At 67.2% G+C, this 18,620-nt stretch carries 13 protein-coding genes and 1 tRNA gene; 9 read left to right on the forward strand and 5 right to left on the reverse strand.

Translation table 11 applies throughout. The features are described 5' to 3' along the window. Positions 1-6: 6 nt before the first annotated feature. Entirely contained in the window at positions 7-462 is a 456-nt protein-coding gene (locus QRN26_RS00070; RefSeq protein WP_082498450.1) for an acyl-CoA thioesterase, read from the forward strand. 214 nt (positions 463-676) lie between these two features. Here the strand turns inward: QRN26_RS00070 and QRN26_RS00075 are convergent, their stop codons facing one another. Continuing rightward, complete coding sequence (locus QRN26_RS00075) at positions 677-1,834, reverse strand: ROK family transcriptional regulator (protein WP_285034809.1); 1,158 nt, start codon at positions 1,832-1,834, stop codon at positions 677-679. A gap of 147 nt (positions 1,835-1,981) precedes the next feature. Here QRN26_RS00075 and QRN26_RS00080 point away from each other — a divergent pair, with 147 nt between their 5' ends. Further along, positions 1,982-4,471, forward strand: coding sequence for a glycoside hydrolase family 2 protein (locus QRN26_RS00080; RefSeq protein ID WP_285034810.1), 2,490 nt, complete (start codon positions 1,982-1,984; stop codon positions 4,469-4,471). A 57-nt stretch (positions 4,472-4,528) separates the two neighbouring features. On the opposite strand, the gene QRN26_RS00085 is transcribed toward QRN26_RS00080, so the two are convergent. Further along, on the reverse strand, positions 4,529-6,760 hold the full coding sequence (locus QRN26_RS00085) for an alpha-galactosidase (RefSeq protein ID WP_285034811.1): 2,232 nt from the start codon (positions 6,758-6,760) through the stop codon (positions 4,529-4,531). Between the two features lie 165 nt (positions 6,761-6,925). On the opposite strand from QRN26_RS00085, the gene QRN26_RS00090 reads away from it, so the two are divergent. The 7 genes from QRN26_RS00090 to QRN26_RS00120 all read left to right on the forward strand — a co-directional run bounded on the left by QRN26_RS00090 (position 6,926) and on the right by QRN26_RS00120 (position 16,753). Further along, positions 6,926-8,629: an ABC transporter substrate-binding protein gene (locus QRN26_RS00090; protein ID WP_056006341.1), complete on the forward strand. Its 1,704-nt coding sequence runs from the start codon at positions 6,926-6,928 to the stop codon at positions 8,627-8,629. A gap of 58 nt (positions 8,630-8,687) precedes the next feature. Then, complete coding sequence (locus QRN26_RS00095; protein ID WP_285034812.1) at positions 8,688-9,677, forward strand: ABC transporter permease; 990 nt, start codon at positions 8,688-8,690, stop codon at positions 9,675-9,677. A 64-nt stretch (positions 9,678-9,741) separates the two neighbouring features. Then, on the forward strand, positions 9,742-10,776 hold the full coding sequence (locus tag QRN26_RS00100; protein ID WP_056006335.1) for an ABC transporter permease: 1,035 nt from the start codon (positions 9,742-9,744) through the stop codon (positions 10,774-10,776). Beyond that, entirely contained in the window at positions 10,773-11,663 is an 891-nt protein-coding gene (locus QRN26_RS00105; protein ID WP_285034814.1) for an ABC transporter ATP-binding protein, read from the forward strand. Before QRN26_RS00100 ends, QRN26_RS00105 begins: the two co-directional genes overlap by 4 nt. Then, a complete protein-coding gene (locus QRN26_RS00110) occupies positions 11,660-12,556 on the forward strand; it encodes an ABC transporter ATP-binding protein (protein WP_056006330.1) in 897 nt (298 codons plus the stop codon). The genes QRN26_RS00105 and QRN26_RS00110 overlap by 4 nt, the downstream gene beginning before the upstream one ends. Further along, positions 12,549-14,720, forward strand: coding sequence for a glycoside hydrolase family 36 protein (locus QRN26_RS00115; RefSeq protein ID WP_285034815.1), 2,172 nt, complete (start codon positions 12,549-12,551; stop codon positions 14,718-14,720). Before QRN26_RS00110 ends, QRN26_RS00115 begins: the two co-directional genes overlap by 8 nt. Next, positions 14,717-16,753, forward strand: a complete 2,037-nt coding sequence (locus tag QRN26_RS00120; protein ID WP_285034816.1) for a beta-galactosidase — start codon at positions 14,717-14,719, stop codon at positions 16,751-16,753. The genes QRN26_RS00115 and QRN26_RS00120 overlap by 4 nt, the downstream gene beginning before the upstream one ends. A gap of 151 nt (positions 16,754-16,904) precedes the next feature. Here the strand turns inward: QRN26_RS00120 and QRN26_RS00125 are convergent, their stop codons facing one another. From QRN26_RS00125 to QRN26_RS00135, 3 genes are all read right to left on the reverse strand, one after another. After that, positions 16,905-17,285, reverse strand: a complete 381-nt coding sequence (locus QRN26_RS00125) for a nuclear transport factor 2 family protein (protein ID WP_056006324.1) — start codon at positions 17,283-17,285, stop codon at positions 16,905-16,907. A 425-nt stretch (positions 17,286-17,710) separates the two neighbouring features. Continuing rightward, positions 17,711-17,786: transfer RNA gene (locus QRN26_RS00130), tRNA-Val, on the reverse strand. Between the two features lie 333 nt (positions 17,787-18,119). After that, a complete protein-coding gene (locus QRN26_RS00135) occupies positions 18,120-18,521 on the reverse strand; it encodes a MarR family winged helix-turn-helix transcriptional regulator (RefSeq protein WP_285034819.1) in 402 nt (133 codons plus the stop codon). Positions 18,522-18,620: the final 99 nt, after the last annotated feature.

The following is an 18,620-nucleotide window of genomic DNA, read 5'->3' on the forward strand; positions in this document are numbered from 1 at the left end:
CGAACCGTGAGTGTCGGGTCGAGTGGCTCTGCAGCGCGGGCGGAGCAGGCGCAGGGGATCACCTTCCATTCGCGTCGCTGGGTCCGTCCGGAGGATCTCAATGCACACGGGAGTCTGTTCGGCGGCAGTCTGCTGCGCTGGATCGACGAGGAGGCGGCTATCTACGCGATCCTGCAGCTCGGGAACCCGCGGGCGGTGACGAAGTACATCTCCGAGATCGATTTCGTCTCCTCTGCGCTCCAGGGGGACCTCATCGAGATGGGGCTCCGCGCGACCGCCTTCGGCCGGACCTCGCTCACGATGCGGGCAGAGGTGCGAAACATGGTCTCCCGACGGAGCATCCTCACGATCGAACGGATCGTGTTCGTGAGTCTCGACGAGGATGGGCACCCGGTACCGCATGGGTACACCGCGACGACTTACGACCGTGATCGGCTTCCCGCATCACCGGCGTCCCGGTAAGAGCCTTCGTCACAGCACCAAGGCTGGCGGGGCCGTCGTCGCTCGGAACGTGAGCGAGACCGGCGCCGCCAACCTGGCTCTCCTTCGGATCGCGATGACGGAGCAGGTGTGGCATAACCTTGCCGCCGCGATGCCGACTCGCGAGTACTGGATCGGCGACTGAGCCAGTGCAGCCCGAAAGCGTCGCCGTGGTTCGAATGTTTGGAAGCGGGCGTCAGAACCGGAGGATCGTCCGGATCGCTGCCACAGCACCCGCACGAGCCCACTCGGTGAACTCGAACGGGAGGACCTCCAACCGCGCTGGTGCGTCGTTCGGAAGTCGAATCGCTTCGATCGTCCGACGCACCTCAGGGCCTGCGATTTCCAGGACGGCGAGACCATCGCCGGTCAGGACGACCCGTTCCGGATCGAGTCCGTTGATGATCGTCCCGATGATGACGCCCAGGGCTCGGCCGGCTGATTCGAACGCCCGCAGTGCGGTCGCGTCACCCGCGCGGGCGAGTGAGACTGCTCCCGCATAGTCGACGTCCTCGCGGCCCACCGCTCTCACGATGGACTCGCTCGTGAGGTAGACGCTTGCGCAACCGTGATGCCCGAGCCCGCAGGTCGAGCCGGTGGAATCGACGATCAGGTGGTCGAAGCGACCGGCACGTCCGCTGTGGCCGGTGACGACGCGGCCGTCGACGATCAGGCCGAATCCGATGCCGGCGCCGATCGTGATGAGGGCCAGTGAGTCCGATCCTGCGCCCGCGCCGAACCAGTGCTGCGAGGCGGTCAGCGCGTGGACGTCGTTGTCGGCCGTCACCGGGATGCCCAACCGCTGGCCGAGCAGCTCGGCGAGCGGCACGTCCCGCCACTTGAGGAAGTAGGAGGCGAGGACGATCTGACGGCCGTCGATCCGGGCGAGGTCTCCGGCGAGGCAGATTCCCGCGGCGCGGATGTCGTCGAACTCCACGGCGAATCGGTCGTACAGCCGGCCGATCTGGTCCACGGTGTCGGAGACGGACGTGGACACCAATGGTTCCTCCGCGCTCGCGACGATCTGCGCACTGAGATCCGTCACGACCGCGAACACGGCATCGCCGGTCAGCTTCACCCCGAGGAAATGGTGAGCGTCGCCACGGACGACGAGCATCTCACTAGGCCGACCCATGGCGCCGCGCAGGGCTGTCTCGCCTTCCGTGACCATCGCCTGCTCCATCAGCACCCGGGTCGCGCGGGTCAGGCTCGCTCGGGACACGTCGAGGCGTCGCGCGATCTCGGCGCGGGGGAGCGGGCCGTGGATGAGGAGTTCGCGGAGGGCGCCGCGTTCGGCGTCCGCAAGGTGCGGCCACCGGTGTGGAGCGTTCGTGGACAGACGAGTCTCCGTCACGCGTGGGGTCCTCTCGCCATCGGGTCTCGCCGGCATCGGCGTCGGCATCGGGAGCCTACCGCTTCCGTCATCGTGATCGACTTTGTCACGTTAAGTAATAAAGTAGCAGATGACATCCGTCAGCAGGCCCGACACGCAAGGACGCTCATGGCTTACCTCCCGCTTCATTCCGATTGGACCCTCACCGCTCTCGCCGGACCGGTGCCGAACGCGGTCCGTGACGTGACCGTCGCCGCGTCGGTCCCCGGTTGCGTGCACCTTGATCTCCACGCCCACGGACTCATCGCCGACCCGTTCGACGGGGACAACGAGGCGGCCCAGCAGTGGATCGGGAGCACGGTTTGGCGCTATGAGACGACCTTCCACTGGAGTGCCGACCAGGCGGAGCGTCACGATCTGGTGGCGCTCGGCCTCGACACCGTCGCCTCGATCGAGTTGAACGGCAGGCTCATTGCGGAGACCGAGAATCAGCATCGGAGCTACCGTTTCGACGTCGGTCCGCACCTTCGCACGGGCGAGAACCGACTGACGATCACCTTCGCGGCTCCTGTCGACGAGGCGGAGGCGAGATCCGCGGCGCACGGAGCCAGGCCGCATGTGAACCATCATCCCTACAACGCGCTGCGGAAGGCCGCATCGAACTTCGGCTGGGACTGGGGGATCGACGTCGCGACCAGCGGTATCTGGCGACCGATCGGCATCGAGAGCTGGTCGGGAGTCCGGATCGACTCCGTCCGCCCGCTCGTCGACCTGGCGGACCATGAAGACGGCCTGGCTGGCGTCCTGGATGCGCGCATCAGCTTGGACTGGGCCACGCCGTCCCGCGCGGATTCCGAGCGTGTACGACTCCGGGTCGCCGTCGGTGGGGTCGAGGACACCGTGTCCGTCGAGCCGGGCGTCGCCGAGGTGCGGGTCACCCTCGCCGTTCCGGATGTGGACGTCTGGTGGCCGAGGGGTCACGGTGGACAGCCCCTCTACGACGTCGAGGTCGACGTCGTCGGCGAGGAGTGGGCGGGCGCATCGACGGCGCACTGGCACTCGCGCATCGGCTTCCGGACGGTGCGGATCGACACGGTGCCGGACGACCACGGTTCGCCGTTCGACATCGTCGTCAACGGCGAGCCGATCCAGATCCGTGGCGCGAACTGGATCCCGGACCACGCCTTCGTCACGGAGATCGACCGCGACCGATACCGACGCCGCGTCGCCGACGCGGTGGAGGCGAACATGAACCTCCTGCGCGTCTGGGGTGGCGGGATCTACGAGTCCGACGACTTCTACGACGCCTGCGATGAGGCGGGCGTCCTCGTCTGGCAGGACTTCCTGTTCGCGTGTGCTGCGTATGCGGAGGAGGAGTGGCTCGCAGCCGAAGTCGAAGCGGAGGCGCGCGAGGCGATCACCAGACTCTGCCCCCACCCGTCCCTCGTGGTCTGGAACGGCAACAACGAGAACGTCTGGGGATACGTCGAGTGGGGGTGGCGGACCGAGCTCCAGGGACGCACCTGGGGGAACGGGTACTATCGCGAACTCCTCCCCGCCCTCGTCGCCGAGCTCGACCCGACTCGTCCGTACTCGCCCGCGAGCCCGTACTCCTTCGACGAGTACCTGCATCCGAACGACGCCGCGAACGGCACCATGCACATCTGGGACGTGTGGAACCGACTCGACTACTCCGAGTTCCGCCGGCACCGCCCCCGGTTCGCCTCGGAGTTCGGGTTCCAAGGACCACCCGCGTGGTCGACGCTCGTCGATGTGGTCCACGATGAACCGCTCGACCCGCACGGGCCTCAGATGCTGGTGCATCAGAAGGCGGAGGACGGCAACCTGAAACTCGAACGCGGCCTGCGCGGACATCTGCCTGAACCGCGCACGATCGAGGAATGGCACTGGGCCACCCAGCTCAACCAAGCGGCGGCGATCCGGTTCGGAATCGAGCACTTCCGTTCGCTCGCACCCCTCAACACCGGCGTCATCGTCTGGCAATTGAACGACAATTGGCCGGTCGTCTCCTGGGCTGCCGTTGACTTCGCCGAACATCGCAAGCCGCTCTGGTTCGCGCTCCGGGCGGTCTACGAGCCACGTCTCGCGACGTTCCAGCCCGCCGAGGGAGGTCTGGAACTCGTGGTGCTGAACGACACCGCCGACGCGTGGACGGGGGAAGTGCTCCTCCACCGGAGGATGTTCGACGGGACCGTCCTGGCCACCGCGGCCGTGCAGGCGTCGGTCGCAGCGCGTGGGTCGGCACGGGTGATCGTCCCGGCCGGCGTCGAAGCGGTCGTGGACAGGCGCGCCGAGGTCATCACCGCGTCCCTCGCGGGATTTGCGACCGCGATCCACAATCCCTCGGAGGTCGTCGATCAGGCACTCGACGCTGACCCGGTGTCGACCGAGGTGGTCGTGGACGTCGACGATCCGGGTCGCTACCTCGTGACCGTCACCGCGAGGAGCTACGTCAGGGACATCACGCTCCTGGTCGACCGCGTCGACGCTTCGGCCCGCGTCGATCGAGGCATGGTGACACTGCTCCCGGGCGAACAGGCGCTCTTCCGCGTGACGGCGCGCGCTGGTCTCGAGCCGTCGGCGTTCGTCGCCGAGGAGGTCCTGCGTCACGCGAACGGCCTGCACGCCGGACGCTGAGGCCGACGCCGACGCCACGTCGGGACCCGTCCTGCCGGACGGGTCCCGACGTCGGCTTCAGGCCCGCGTGGCGTGGAGGACGAGCGCCTGTGCCGGCCACAGTGGCGGGATCTGCAGGCCGATCGAGTCCAGGACCGAGCCGGGTAGTGTCACGTCTCCTGCGGTGATCCACTCCGGGGTGGCGAATCCATGACTCGTCCGTCCGATCTCGTCGCGGACGCGGATCCGGTAGTCGGCCGTCGTGTCGAGTCCATGGAGTCTGATGCGTTCGGGCAGGGAGTCCTCCAGCGTGGCGATGCTGGCGATGGTGTAGACGGCTTCCGAGCGATCCTCGGACACCGCTCCGACGACGCGGAGCGCGGGATCGCGGACATCCGCGTGGACGGCGGTGCCGGTGTGGATCACGTGTCGCAGCTCCTTGTAGAGCGCGGCCCAGCGGGTGATCACGACGCGTTCCTCGGGGGTGCACTCTGCGATGTTCCATTCGAACCCCGCCGATCCCATCAGGCTGGTCGCGAGGCGGAACGACAGCGCCGTGGTCCTTCCCGACGAGTGCGCCGTGGTCGGACCGACGTGACCTCCGACGAGTTCCGGCGCCAGGAGCAGCTGCGTCCAGCGCTGGATGTCCTGTCGTTCGACCGGATCGTTCGAATCACTCGCCCAGACGCGGTCTGCGACGCTCAGGATGCCGAGGTCGCTGCGCGCGCCGCCGGAGGAGCAGGACTCGATCTCGAGACCGGGGTGCAGCGCTTTGAGCTCGGCCATCAGGCGGTACAGGGCGCGCGTCTGTCGATGCGTACCCGGTCGCCCGTCGTGCGTCGCCTCGACGAGATCGCGGTTGTGGTCCCACTTGATGAAGTCGATGCCCAGCTCGCCGACCAGACGGTGCAGGCGGTCAAGGATGTACGCGTAGGCGTCCTCGCGGGCGATGTCGAGGACGAACTGGCTGCGCCACGAGATCCCCTCGGGTGTCGGGAAGTGATCCGGTGCGTGGAGCAACCATTCCGGATGTGCCCGCGCCAGGTCGGAGTCGAGGTTAATCATCTCGGGTTCGAACCACAGGCCGAACTCCATCCCAAGCTCGTGCACCCGAGCTGCGAGGGGGCCGAGACCGTCCGGCCAGACGTCGCGGTCGACGAACCAGTCGCCGAGACCGCGGGTGTCGTCCCGGCGGCCGAGGAACCAGCCGTCGTCGAGGACGAAGCGTTCCACGCCGACGTCCGCAGCGATCGCCGCGAGCTCGTGGAGGAAGGCCGGGTCGTGGTGGAAGTAGACCGCCTCCCAGGTGTTGAGGACGAGTGGTCGGGGAGCGCGCGGATGACTGGGACGTGCCCGCTCGAATCGGTGGAAACGCTGCGAGAGTCCGTCCAGGCCGGCATCGGACCAGCCGAAGTAGGTGGTCGGCGTCGTGTAGCTTGTGCCCGGAGCGAGTTCGATCTCTCCGGCACGGAGCAGTTCGCCCGCACCGATGAGGTCGACTGCTTCGGCGAGACGGTCGTTGCGGTAGGTGCAGTCGGCGCTCCAACCGAGGTGGACCGCCCACAGTTCGCCGAGCCGGTCCCGGGGAGCGTCGACCGAGGCGATGGAGAGGTTCGGTGCGTCGTGGCCACCGCGACCGCGTCGGGTCTGCCGCACGGTGGAGCCGCGCGGCATTCGACTCGTGCTGGGCACCTTCTCCCGCGTCCAACGCCCGGCGAAGGTGGTCAGGTGGTCGACGGACTTGGGGACCGGCAGGGTGGCCTCCAACCAGTCCACGGTCAGGGTGCTCGACGCTCGGGCGTCCGCGTGTGTCCGTTCGAGGGAGTGGGTGAGCGTGACCACGCCTCCCGCCTGGATGGCGATGGTGGAGGTCAGCCGCAGAGCGTTCGTCGGGTCGTGTGCGATCGTCGTGAGCGTGGTCCCGTCGGCGGCCGCGATGGGCTCGACGTTCGACCAGCGGGGGTACAGCGGCACGCCGTCGCGTCTCAGTTGAACACCTGGCCGACCGGCCCAGGCATCGCCTTCACCCGGCAGGATGGACGCCTGCCAAGAGGCGTCCACCGTTTCCTCGCCGGATCGTCGGCTGAGTGCTGCGGCGAGGTCGAGTATCGCCGCAGGTGAGAGGTCGCCGAGGTCCGCTCCCCAGTGCAGGACGGTCGGCAAGGTCGCGCGGCTGTGCGCGCCTGCACCGTGACCGCCGGTGTCGACGACGAGGGAGACGCCGTCGCGCCGGAGGACGACGGGGTGCGCGGAGCCGGGTCGAGTTTCGGCGTCGTCGCCGTGAAGCTGCGTGTCCAGGAGGTCTGTCATGAGGCCCTTTCGGTACGGCGTCGGATCGGGACGAGTTGGCCCGAAGTGCTTGACGCACATAATTTACCTAAGTAACAATGGACGCGTCGGGTGGAAATATCCACCCCGATCACGAAGTCGGCGTCGACTGCATCCCGCGGTCAACGCCCTGGGAAAGGATCAACGATGTTCCTCAGTACCACGGGCTCCCGGCCCCGTCGCCGCACCTGGGTCGTGGGTGCCGTCGCGGCCGCCGCGGCAGCACTCCTCCTCTCCGGCTGCTCTCCGTCGAGCGGATCGAGCGGCTCGGCCTCAGCGTCCGACACGCTCGTCGCCTACACCGGCCAGTCGGGCGACTACCAGATCAACTTCAACCCGTACTCGCCCTCGCAGATCGGCGGTATCGGCACCATCTACGAGTCGCTCTTCTTCGTGACCAACGTCAACACCGACCCGTACAAGCCGCTCCTCGGTACCGAGTACACGTGGAACGACGACGGCACGCAGTTGTCGGTCACCGTCCGCGACGGCGCGACCTGGTCCGACGGCAAGCCGTTCACCGCGAAGGACGTCGCCTTCACCTTCGACCTCCTGCTGAAGACCCCGTCGATCAACACCGGTGGCTTCGACGGGACCGTCGAGGCGACCGACGACACGCACGTCGTGTTCACCTGGGACCACCCGGCATTCGTGAGCGGCCCGACGCTCCTCGGACGCACACCGATCGTTCCGGAGCACATCTGGAAGGACACCGACCCGACGACCGACGTCATGGAGAAGCCGGTCGGTACCGGTCCGTACACCCTCGGCAACTTCAAAGCCCAAGCCTTCACGCTGGTCGCGAACCCGAAGTACTGGGACGGTGAGCCGGCCGTGAAGGCGGTCCGCTACCTCTCGCTCTCTGGCAACACCGCGGGCGCCGACGCGCTCGCGGCCGGGTCGATCGACTGGCAGACCGGCCCGGTGCCGGACATCGAGAACGTGTCCACGACCTACCCCGGGTACGAGGCGATCACGATCCCGCAGAACCAGATGGCGCTGCTCACCTGCTCGAGCACCGCGCTCGGCTGCGCCGGTCCGCAGACCGACCCGGCTGTCCGGCAGGCGATCTACTCGGCGCTGAACCGCGACCAGATGAACTCGCTCGCCTTCCAGAACACCGCGAGCGACATCTCGCCGACCTTCGCGCTGACCACCACCCAGCAGGACCTGATCTCTCCGGCGATCGCCGAGCCCGTCGCGCCGAACACCCCTGACACGGCGAAGGCCGCCGGTCTGCTGGAGGGCGCGGGCTGGTCGAAGGGCTCCGACGGCATCTACGAGAAGGACGGCACGAAGCTGTCGCTCACCGTCGAGGTCGTCACCGGTTGGACCGACTACATCACCGCCATCGACACCATGTCGCAGCAGCTGAAGGCGGCCGGCATCGAGCTCAAGGTGGCGCAGTCCTCGTGGAACGAGTGGACGGACAAGAAGGGCAAGGGCAACTACCAGCTCGCGATCGACTCCCTCGGTCAGGGTGCCGCTTCCGACCCGTACTACCTGTACGACAAGTACTTCAACTCTGCGTTCACGGCACCCGTCGGTGAGATCGCGCCGCAGAACATCGCCCGCTTCAGCGACCCAGAGGTCGACGCCGCGCTGGCCGTCCTGAAGGCGACCAACCCGAGCGACACCGCGGCTCGTCAAGCGCAGTTCGACATCATCCAGGCGAAGATCGTCGCGGACATGCCGTACATCCCGATCATGACCGGCGGGACGACCAGCGAGTTCCACAGTGAGAAGTTCACCGGCTGGCCGACGCTCGACAACCTGTACGCCTTCCCCGCGATCTGGGCATCTCCGGACAACGCGGAGATCTTCAAGGCACTGAAGCCGACGGGGAAGTGATGATGATCGCCGCTGAGCAGGAGCAGGAGCACGAAACGCGGCACGGGGGAGGGATGTCGTGAACTACTTCGTCCGCAAGCTGGGGTTCTACCTCGTCGCCCTCTGGGCTGCACTGACTCTCAACTTCCTGATCCCGAGACTGTTGCCCGGCAACCCGGTCGACATCCTGCTGGCCAAGCTGCAGCAACGGGGTGGCATCGTCACCCCGGACACGCGCAAGGCCTACGAGCTCCTGCTCGGCGGCGACTCCTCCGAACCGCTGCCCCTCCAGTACTGGAACTACCTCGTCAACGTCTTCCGCGGTGACCTTGGGGTGTCGGTCAGCTACTTCCCGACGCCGGTCACCGAGGTGATCAGCACCTCACTCCCGTGGACGATCGTGCTGGTCGGCATCTCGACCGTCCTCGCGACGATCATCGGCGTCTCCCTCGGCGCGATCGTGGGGTGGAAGCCTGGCACCTGGCTCGACTCCCTCGTGCCGGCGACCACGCTGCTGGCGGCGGTGCCGTACTTCTGGCTGGCCCTGATCCTCGTCTACGTGTTCGCGACGACGCTCAAGCTCTTCCCCTCCCAGGGCGGCTACGACGTCGTCCTCGATCCGGGCTTCTCCTGGGAGTTCATCGCCTCGGCCGTGCAGTACGGGTTCCTTCCGGCACTGACGATCGTCATCGCGTCGCTCGGCGGTTGGCTGCTCGGCATGCGCAACATGATGGTCTCGACGCTGTCCGAGGATTACATCCTCACGGCCCAGGCGAAGGGGCTCAGCCAGGGGCGCATCCTCCGCAACTACGCGGCGCGGAACGCGGTCCTGCCGTCGGTCGCCGGTTTCGCGATCTCACTCGGGTTCGTCGTGTCCGGGTCGATCGTGACCGAGCAGGTGTTCTCGTATCCGGGCATCGGGTCGAAGCTCCTCTCGGCGGTCACCAACAACGACTACGCGCTGATGCAAGGCATCTTCCTGTACATCACGCTCGCCGTCCTCGGGGCCAACCTCATCGTCGACCTCTTCTACGGGCTCATCGACCCGCGCACCCGGGTGAGCGTCTGATGCCCGGGCGCACGATGTGTGTCCCACTCCTGGCGCAGCCGATCGTTCTGGAAGGACTCAGCCGATGACGAACCTCGCTCCTCGCACCGAACCCAACGTGCCCGACGCGACACGGGCCCTCGCGACCGCCGCCGCCGAGCGAGGGAAGAAACCGCGATCGGCCTGGCGGATGATGCTGCCGACCATGACGCCGTGGCTCGCCGTCGGTCTTATCCTCGTCGGCGGCATCGCGCTCTTCGGACTCGTCGGGCCCTTGCTCGTCGGGGACCCGACGACCATCCGCGACGACGGTCTGCAGCCGCCGAGTGCCGAGCACCTCCTGGGCACGACGCAGACCGGGCAGGACGTCTTCGCCCAGCTGGCGTACGCGACAGCCGGCTCGCTGCAGATCGGGCTCATCGTCGGAGTGCTCGCGACGATCCTCTCCGCGTTCTTCGGCATCCTCGGCGCGTACATCGGCGGCTTCACCGATGAGGCGTTCTCGCTGTTCTCGAACGTGTTCCTCGTGATCCCCGGGCTGCCGCTCGTGATCGTGATCTCGGGGTTCGTCCCACCGGAGCAGCGGGGTCTCTGGACGATCGCGGTCGTGCTCGCGATCACCGGATGGGCCGCGTCCAGCCGGGTGCTCCGAGCGCAGACCCTCTCGATCCGCAGTCGCGACTACGTCGCGGCCTCCCGCGTCGCCGGTGAGCGGGCCGGTCGGGTCATCGCGGTCGAGATCCTGCCGAACCTGCTGCCCGTGCTCGCGTCCCAGTTCGTGTTCGCCGTCATCGCGGCGATCCTCGGTGAAGCGGGCCTGTCGTTCCTCGGGCTCGGTGCGTCGAACTCCTCGACACTCGGCACCATGTTGTTCTACGCGCAGAACGGGTTCGCCCTGCCGCTCGGTGCCTGGTGGTGGTTCGGTCCGCCCGGTCTCATCATCGCCCTGTTCGGCATGGGCCTGTCGCTCATCAACTTCTCCATCGACGAGATCATCAACCCCAAGCTGAAGAACGTCCGCTTGCACCGGAAGCGGGCCAAAACGGCCGCGCGGCTGGAGCGTGCGACGGCGAAGCGCGACAGCGCAAGCTCGGAATCCGACAGGAAGGCACGGGCATGACGCTCCTCGAACCTCCGTCCCAGCGGTCGACCAGACCGGCTGTCGTCACGATCGACGACCTCTCGGTCGTCTACGAGGTCGAACACCCGGTCACCGCGGTCAAGCACGCGACGCTGTCCCTCGCACCAGGGGAGATCCTCGGCCTCGCCGGGGAGTCCGGCTGCGGGAAGACCACGCTCGCGTACGCGATCAACCGACTGCACAAGCCGCCGGCTCGGATCTCCTCCGGCAGCATCACCTTCCACGACCGCGACGGCAGCGACGTCGACCTCCTCGCGCTCAAGGACGAGGAGCTGCGGACGTTCCGTTGGACGAAACTGTCGATGGTCTTCCAAGGGGCGATGAACGCACTCAATCCGGTCACGAACGTGCGGGCGCAATTGTGCGACGTGCTGATCACGCACCGGCCTCAGCTGTCGAGGAAGGAGTGTGTCCAACGGGCGGGCGACGTCCTCGAGCGGGTCGGGGTCGACCGGTCCCGACTGAGCTCGTACCCGCACGAGCTGTCGGGCGGCATGCGCCAACGCGTGATGATCGCCATGGCGATGCTCCTCGAACCGCAGGTCATGATCATGGACGAGCCGACGACCGCACTCGACGTGGTCGTCCAGCGCGACATCCTGCGGGAGATCGTGCGATTGCGGGACGAACTCGACTTCGCGGTCATCTTCATCACGCACGATCTCCCGCTGCTCCTCGAGATCAGCGACCGCATCGCGATCATGCTCGAGGGCGAGATCGTCGAGCTGGGCACCGCGGATCAGATCTACCGCGAGCCCGAGCATCCATACACCCAGCGGCTGCTGCAATCGTTCCCGAGCCTCAGCGGCTCCCGCGGTGCCTTCATCCGGACCGGTGTCGACGAAGAACAGGAGGATGCGTCATGACGACGATCCGCGTCACAGACCTCACGAAGGACTTCACCATCAAGCAGGGGCTGAAGAGGACGGCGTTCCGAGCGGTCGACCGGGTGTCCTTCGACCTCGTCCCAGGACGCACCGTAGCGCTGGTGGGGGAGTCGGGGTCGGGGAAGTCGACCATTGCTCGGATGCTCGCGCGCCTGGAGCGCCCGTCGTCCGGCCAGATCGAAGTGACCCTCGACGATGGTGCGACGGTGCCCCGTTCGCTCTACCGACGCCACGTGCAGATGGTGTTCCAGGACCCGTTCGCCTCGCTCAACCCCTTTCACACGATCGAGCACCACATCGCACGGCCCATCCGGATCCATCGCCGGGCCTCCGGGGCGGGAGCCGTGCACGAGCAGGTGCTGACGATGCTGGAACGCGTGAACCTGACTCCGGCCGAGGACATGGCGGCACGCCGCCCGCACGAGCTCTCGGGTGGACAGCGGCAGCGCGTGGCCATCGCCCGCGCGCTCGCTCCGGGCGCACAGGTGCTCATCGCCGACGAGCCGGTGTCGATGCTCGACGTGTCGATCCGCCTCGGGGTGCTGAACCTGATGGGTCGACTCCAGCGCGAGGACGACCTCGCGGTCCTCTACATCACGCACGACCTCGCGACCGCACGGCACTTTTCGGACGAGATCCTGGTGCTGTACCACGGACGGGTCGTCGAGCGGGGACCGGCGGACGACGTCATCCTCAACCCCCAGCACGACTACACGAAGCTGCTCGCGCTCGCGGCGCCCGACCCGGAGAAGGTCGGCAAGGTCGTGTCGAGCGAGGCGGCACCGGACCGGGCGTTGCTCGACAACTCCGTCTGCTACAACCACCACACCGCTTCCTGGGAATCCGCGGACCGGACGCCGGCGCGTGTCTGAGCGGCACGACGCGGGTGAGGAGCACCTGCTCCGGTGGGGGAACGAGGCGCTGGAACTGGCGTTCGCGTCGGGTCCTGACGAACCGGTCGCTCTCGTCGGCATCGGGTCGCGCGGCGGCGTCGACCGCGCTGTCCCGATCCTCGGGCAGGCGCTGCGGCAGCCGCTCGTGGAGGTGTCCGCGTTCGGCCACGGGCGGTTCCCCGGCAGCTTCCGACACGTCGACACGGTCATCGGAGCACGGCTGCGATATCGGTCCCACCGGCTCGAGGACGACCACACACTGCGGATCGAGCAGAGGGACGTGGACACCGGTCTCAGCGTCACGAGTGTCTTCGAGTTGCGGCCGGAAGTCAGCGCCTTCCGCACGTGGACGGAGGTAACCGCCGGAGATCCGGTCGTCCTCGATTTCGTCTCCACGTTCGTCACCGGGGCCTTCCTCACCGCCGCCCCCGAGGTCGACGGTTTCGTCCTTGCCTCCGCGGCGAACGACTGGGTCGCTGAGAGCCGCTGGACGACGAAGCCTCTCAGGGACATCGGACTCGCCCGCATCGACCGCGATGTGCAGCACCAGCCGCCGCGCAGTCGCATCCACGTCGCGAACCGCGGGTCGTGGTCGAGTGGCGAGCAGGCGCCGACCGCGGTGCTCCTCGCGACCGCCGGCGAATACGCGCTGGCATGGCAGGTCGAGCACAACGGGCCGTGGGGATACGAGCTCGGCGAGACGCGTCACGGTGCCTATCTGCTGCTGACCGGCCCGACGGATCAGGACAACCAGTGGAGTGTCCGACTCGCGCCAGGCGAGCAGTTCACCACCGTGCCGGCATCGGTCGCTTTCGCCGACGGAGGCGTCGACGAGGTGCTCGGCGCACTGACCGAGCAGCGCCGAGCGACGCGCCACCTGCGTCAGGCGGACCACACCCTCCCGATCGTGTTCAACGACTACATGAACACGCTCATGGGGGATCCGACCACGGAGAAACTGCTGCCGCTCATCGATGCGGCGGCCGATGCGGGAGCAGACCTCTTCTGCATCGACGCCGGCTGGTATGCCGAGGGCCACTGGTGGGACACGGTCGGGGAGTGGCTGCCGGCCGCGAGCCGGTTCCCCGGCGGCATCGACGAGGTCATCGACCACATCCGCTCACGCGGGATGATCGCAGGACTCTGGTTGGAGCCCGAGGTGATCGGCGTCCGTTCGCCCCTCGCGCTCGCGTCCTCGGGACGCGCACTCCCGGAGTCGGCCTTCTTCTCCCGCGAGGGCATCCGCATCGCCGAGCACGGCCGACACCTGCTCGACCTGCGTGACCCGGCCGCCCGTGCGCACGTGGACGGTGTCATCGACCGCCTCGTCGCCGACCACGGCATCGGCTTCATCAAGATGGATTCCAATACCATGACCGGTCCGGGCACCGACGCGGGAGGACTGGCTCCCGGCGCAGGGCTCCTGGAGCACAACCGGGCGCTGCTCGATCTGCTCGACGACGTGCAGGAGCGTCACCCGTCACTGCTCATCGAGAGCTGTGCCTCCGGCGCGATGCGGATGGACTCGGCGATGCTCTCCCGGCTGCACCTCCAATCGACCTCCGATCAGCAGGACCCCGTCATGTACGCGACGATCGCAGCCGCCGCGCCCGCGTCGATGCTCCCCGAGCAAGCGGGGAACTGGGCCTACCCACTCACCGGATCCGGCAGGGAGGCGATGGTGTTCGCCCTCGTCAACGGGGTCCTCGGCCGTATGTACCTCTCCGGATACCTCAACCTGATGGAGCCGGCGGAGGTCGCGTTGGTGCGCGAAGCGGTCGCGGCGCAGCAGCTCGTCCTCACCGACATCGAGCAGTCGCTGCCGTTCTGGCCACTCGGGCTTCCCGCGTGGGACGACCCGTGGGTGGCGCTGGGACTCCGGAGCGCCGACCGTGCGCGCCTCAGCCTCTGGCGTCGTCCCGGCGCCTCGGAGACTGTGGTGATCCCCGTGCCGCACTACCGCGGACGCGAGGTCGTCGCGGCCCCGTTCTTCCCCAATGAGACCGACGGCTGGACCTGGCACTGGGACGCACCGTCCGGCGAGCTGACGGTCTCCGTCTCGACATCGGCGCCCACCGCCCGAGTCCTCACCCTCACCCCCGAACCCGAATCACCGACCACGACGAAGGATTCACCGGCATGACCAGGAGCACCGAGACCACCGAGCCCAGCCGACCGATGACCGCGGCCTGGCCCACCGAGACGCTCTCGTTCGGTGGCGACTACAGCCCCGAGCAGTGGCCGTGGGAGACCGTCCTGGAGGACATGGTGTTGATGCGGGAGGCCGGCGTCAACCTCGTGACGCTCGGAGTGTTCTCCTGGGTCGTGCATGAACCGCGGGAGGGGGTGTTCGACTTCACATGGCTCGACCGGATGCTCGATGTCCTGCACGAGAACGGGATCGCGGTGGACCTCGCGACGCCGACCGCTGCGGTGCCGATGTGGTTGCACCGTCTCCACCCGGAGATCCTGCCGCAGGACGAACACGGGCACCCGCTCGCGCCGGGAGGCCGCATCGGTTTCTGCCCATCGTCACCGGTGTTCCGGCGGTTCGCCCTGCGCATCGTCGAGCGACTCGCCGCGCACGTCGCCGGTCACCCGGCGGTCCGGATGTGGCACGTCAGCAACGAGCTCGGCGGCGGGAACGCGCGCTGTCACTGCCCCGTGTCGAACGACCGCTTCCGCGAGTGGGTGGAGGCGAAGTACACCACCGTCGAAGCGCTCAACGCTGCCTGGGGAATGGCCTTCTGGGGGAACAGCTACTCGTCGTTCGAAGAGGTCACGACACCGAGCGGGGCGACGGCGCACAACCCGGGCCAGCTGCTCGACTACGAACGGTTCTCCTCGGATGAACTCCTCGAGCAGTATCGCGCGGAACGGGCCGTCCTGCTGGAGCACACAGACCTGCCCATCACTACGAACTTCATGGTCGGGCTCGGTCCGGATGTCGTCGACTACACTCGCTGGGCGGTCGAGATGGACGTCGTCGCGAACGACCACTACACCTACGGTCCGGACCCGCTCCGGCACCAGGACCTCGCCTTCAGCGGCGACCGGATGCGGGGCATGTCCGGCGGTGGCCCGTGGATGCTCATGGAGCACGCGACCGGCGGGTCGAGTTGGCACTCGATCAACCAACCCAAGGAACCCGGAGAACTCGCGCGCCACGCCCTGGCGCACGTCGCGCGCGGCTCGGACAGCGTCATGTTTTTCCAGTGGCGTGCCTCCAAGTCCGGGACGGAACAGTTCCACTCCGCCATGCTGCCCCATGCCGGCCGTGACAGTCGGGCGTTCAGACGGGTGGTCTCGCTCGGTCAGGACGTCGCGGCGCTCGCGGAGGTGCGCGGAACCGTCGTCACCCGGGCCGACGTCGCGATCCTGCACGACAACGAGGCCGGCTGGGCGGTGCGGAGCGGACTCAAGCCCATCAACCGGATGGGTGCTTCCGAGACGGCTCGTGCCGTGCACAACGCCTTCTTCGAACGGGCCACCACGACGGACGTGGTCGCTCCGTGGACGGATCTCTCGTTTTACCGGATCGTGGTCGTCCCGGGGCTGTTCCTCGTCTCGGACGACAACGCGCGTGCCGTCGAAGCCTTCGTCGAGGCCGGAGGGACCGTGCTCGTCACCTGGTTCTCCGGGGTCGTGGATGAGGTGAACACCGTGCGCCCAGGTGGGTTCACGGGTGCGTTCCGGTCCTTACTGGGCGTCGTGGTGGAGGAGTTCGCTCCACTCGCGGAGGGGCAGACCGTCGGCCTCGACAACGGCTGGACCGCCGCCCGCTGGACCGAGGTCCTGCAAGCACCGTCCGCAGCGGAGGGAGTGGACGTCATCGCCAGCTACTCGGATGGCGCGGTCGCAGGACTCCCCGCCATCACTCGTCGACGCGTGGGTCGTGGGACGGCGTGGTACCTCTCCGCCGACCTGGATGCGTCGAGCCTGGGTGCACTGATCGACCAGCTCTTGGAGGAGACCCCGATCGAACCGGTCGCGAGAGTGTCGACGGGTGTCGAGGCGGTCCGCCGGTCGAGCGCCGACCGGTCCTACCTCTTCCTCGTCAACCATCGGGACGAGGAGGGCTGGGCCGAGGCGTCCGGTGTCGACCTGTTGACGGGTACCGCCCACGAGGGACGGGTGCCGCTCGCGCCGGGCGCGGTCGTCGTCCTGAGGGAGTAGTACGCAGTCGTGTTCGTTGACGAGGATCCTGTGGTTCGACTGATGCGGGGTGTGCTGGAGCGCGTCGGCGATGTCGTCCTTCGCGTCCCACGCGACACTCGCGATGCTGAGCATTCCGCTGCTTGCTGGTCGGGCCGGAGTAGGAGGAGTTCTATGCGGACGGTTCGGCGCTGCCCGCCACTACTTGCCAACGACCCTCGATGATCGACCAATAGCGGCGATACATCATGCGAGCCTCGATGCGGTGGCCTCCATCGAATACGACGATGTCCACGAGCGACGATGTCCGGCCATGACCATCATGTTCCAGAGTTGACCGATGAAGCTCCGACAGCTTGTCGAATCGCGTCGCACCCGAGGCATGAGCATCGAGATCGGCTGCACGGCCAATCACTGACTCGCCCGGCAGCTCGAAGGCCAGGCCCTCGTATAGCAACTCGCGAAGATGGCTCACGTCGCCACCGCGCATGGCTTCGTGAAGAGCCTCCTGGGCTTGGTCGACGGAGCGCCCCTGATCGTCCCGTGTCGTCATGTGATGAGGCTAGCGTGCGGTTTCCGCGGACTGTGCCTGACCGAAAACGATCGTTTTTGGAGCACCGTGAACGTCGGGCGCTGAGGTGCGTCGTGTCGTCAGCACCGTCCCGCAGCAGCAACGCCACTTTGCGCGCAGTGGCGCGGATCGGCGCGCTCCTGGGCGACTACCCTTCCGCCGTTCAGGCCGTTCACAACCAGAGGCACCCCTGGAACGGGTTGCCCCACTGAGACATCCGATCGAGAGTCAACGGGTTCTCTTGCAACGCAGGCAACGCAACGCTCTCTGCGCAGGCCAGCGCAAGCTCAGGGTGGCTCTGCACGGGGACGCCACGGGGACGTATCCAACACTCCGCGTCCATATCCGAGCGTGGCGCGACGCGACCAAAAACCCTCGAGATCCGCATGATCTCGGCGATCTTCACCTGGTGGGCCCTGCCGGGATCGAACCGACGACATCCACGGTGTAAACGTGGCGCTCTACCAGCTGAGCTAAAGGCCCGCGTTCGGATGGGAATACCCGAAGCGACGCATTGAGTCTACCCAAAGTCACCGTCGAGATCGGAGCGCTCCCAACTTCCTCTGCTCAGGCGTGCCCGACGCGAGGTCAGGAAGGCTCCGAACGTGTTGTCGATTTCTGGCATGTCTTCGACGGTACGCCGCGTCTTTCCGATGAGGGGCACCCGGGTTGTTCGCCAGAGCAGTGCGCCGCTCGCCGACCGAGGCATGGGCGGGCCGCCCCTTCTCCGATATATCTGCGGAAGCGAGTACGGGCTAACGTTCCGGCCGGGCTGCGCGGGTTCGGGGACGCACTGAGCGTGGTCTTGCTTCGTCGTCAGTTCAGTCGGTCTGCCAGCGTCTCTCCCACGCGGGACAGGAGTTCGCTGAGCTGCTTTCGTTCAGTGTCGGACAGGCCTGCAGTTGTCAGCTCCTCGAGCTGCGCCCATGTTGTGGTCACGGGCCCCTCGAGATCGCGGCCAGCAGGGGTTGGCCTCACAAGTACGACACGGCCGTCGGTCGTGGATCGCTCGCGTGCGACGAACCCGCTCTTCTCAAGGCGGGCGAGCATCTTCGCGGTGGTCGGCGGCTCAACCATGAGGAGGCGTGTCAGGTCGGCCTGTGTTCGCGGAGACTCGTCCCACAGCAGCATCAGCAACAGCTCCTGCCCGGCAGAGAGCCCGAGTTCGTCGAGGAGTCTGCCAGCGAGCTTGCGATGAGCTTTGGCGACACCTGGCAAGAGTGAACTGACTGGGCCGACGACCTGACTGTCTCCGGCTGCGTTCGGAGCATTTGATGTCACTTGTACCTCCCGGGAATAATACTTAGCCGGCTAATG

Origin of the sequence: Plantibacter sp. ME-Dv--P-095 (genome assembly GCF_030209365.1) — a bacterium.
GTDB lineage: Bacteria > Actinomycetota > Actinomycetes > Actinomycetales > Microbacteriaceae > Plantibacter.

What these genes read in the sequence shown, in the direction of transcription:
- QRN26_RS00085 (WP_285034811.1), bottom strand. Translation starts at nt 6,760, where the DNA reads ATGACAGACCTCCTGGACACGCAGCTTCACGGCGACGACGCCGAAACT.
- QRN26_RS00080 (WP_285034810.1), top strand. Translation starts at nt 1,982, where the DNA reads ATGGCTTACCTCCCGCTTCATTCCGATTGGACCCTCACCGCTCTCGCC.
- QRN26_RS00110 (WP_056006330.1), top strand. Translation starts at nt 11,660, where the DNA reads ATGACGACGATCCGCGTCACAGACCTCACGAAGGACTTCACCATCAAG.
- QRN26_RS00120 (WP_285034816.1), top strand. Translation starts at nt 14,717, where the DNA reads ATGACCAGGAGCACCGAGACCACCGAGCCCAGCCGACCGATGACCGCG.
- QRN26_RS00125 (WP_056006324.1), bottom strand. Translation starts at nt 17,285, where the DNA reads ATGACGACACGGGACGATCAGGGGCGCTCCGTCGACCAAGCCCAGGAG.
- QRN26_RS00090 (WP_056006341.1), top strand. Translation starts at nt 6,926, where the DNA reads ATGTTCCTCAGTACCACGGGCTCCCGGCCCCGTCGCCGCACCTGGGTC.
- QRN26_RS00100 (WP_056006335.1), top strand. Translation starts at nt 9,742, where the DNA reads ATGACGAACCTCGCTCCTCGCACCGAACCCAACGTGCCCGACGCGACA.
- QRN26_RS00105 (WP_285034814.1), top strand. Translation starts at nt 10,773, where the DNA reads ATGACGCTCCTCGAACCTCCGTCCCAGCGGTCGACCAGACCGGCTGTC.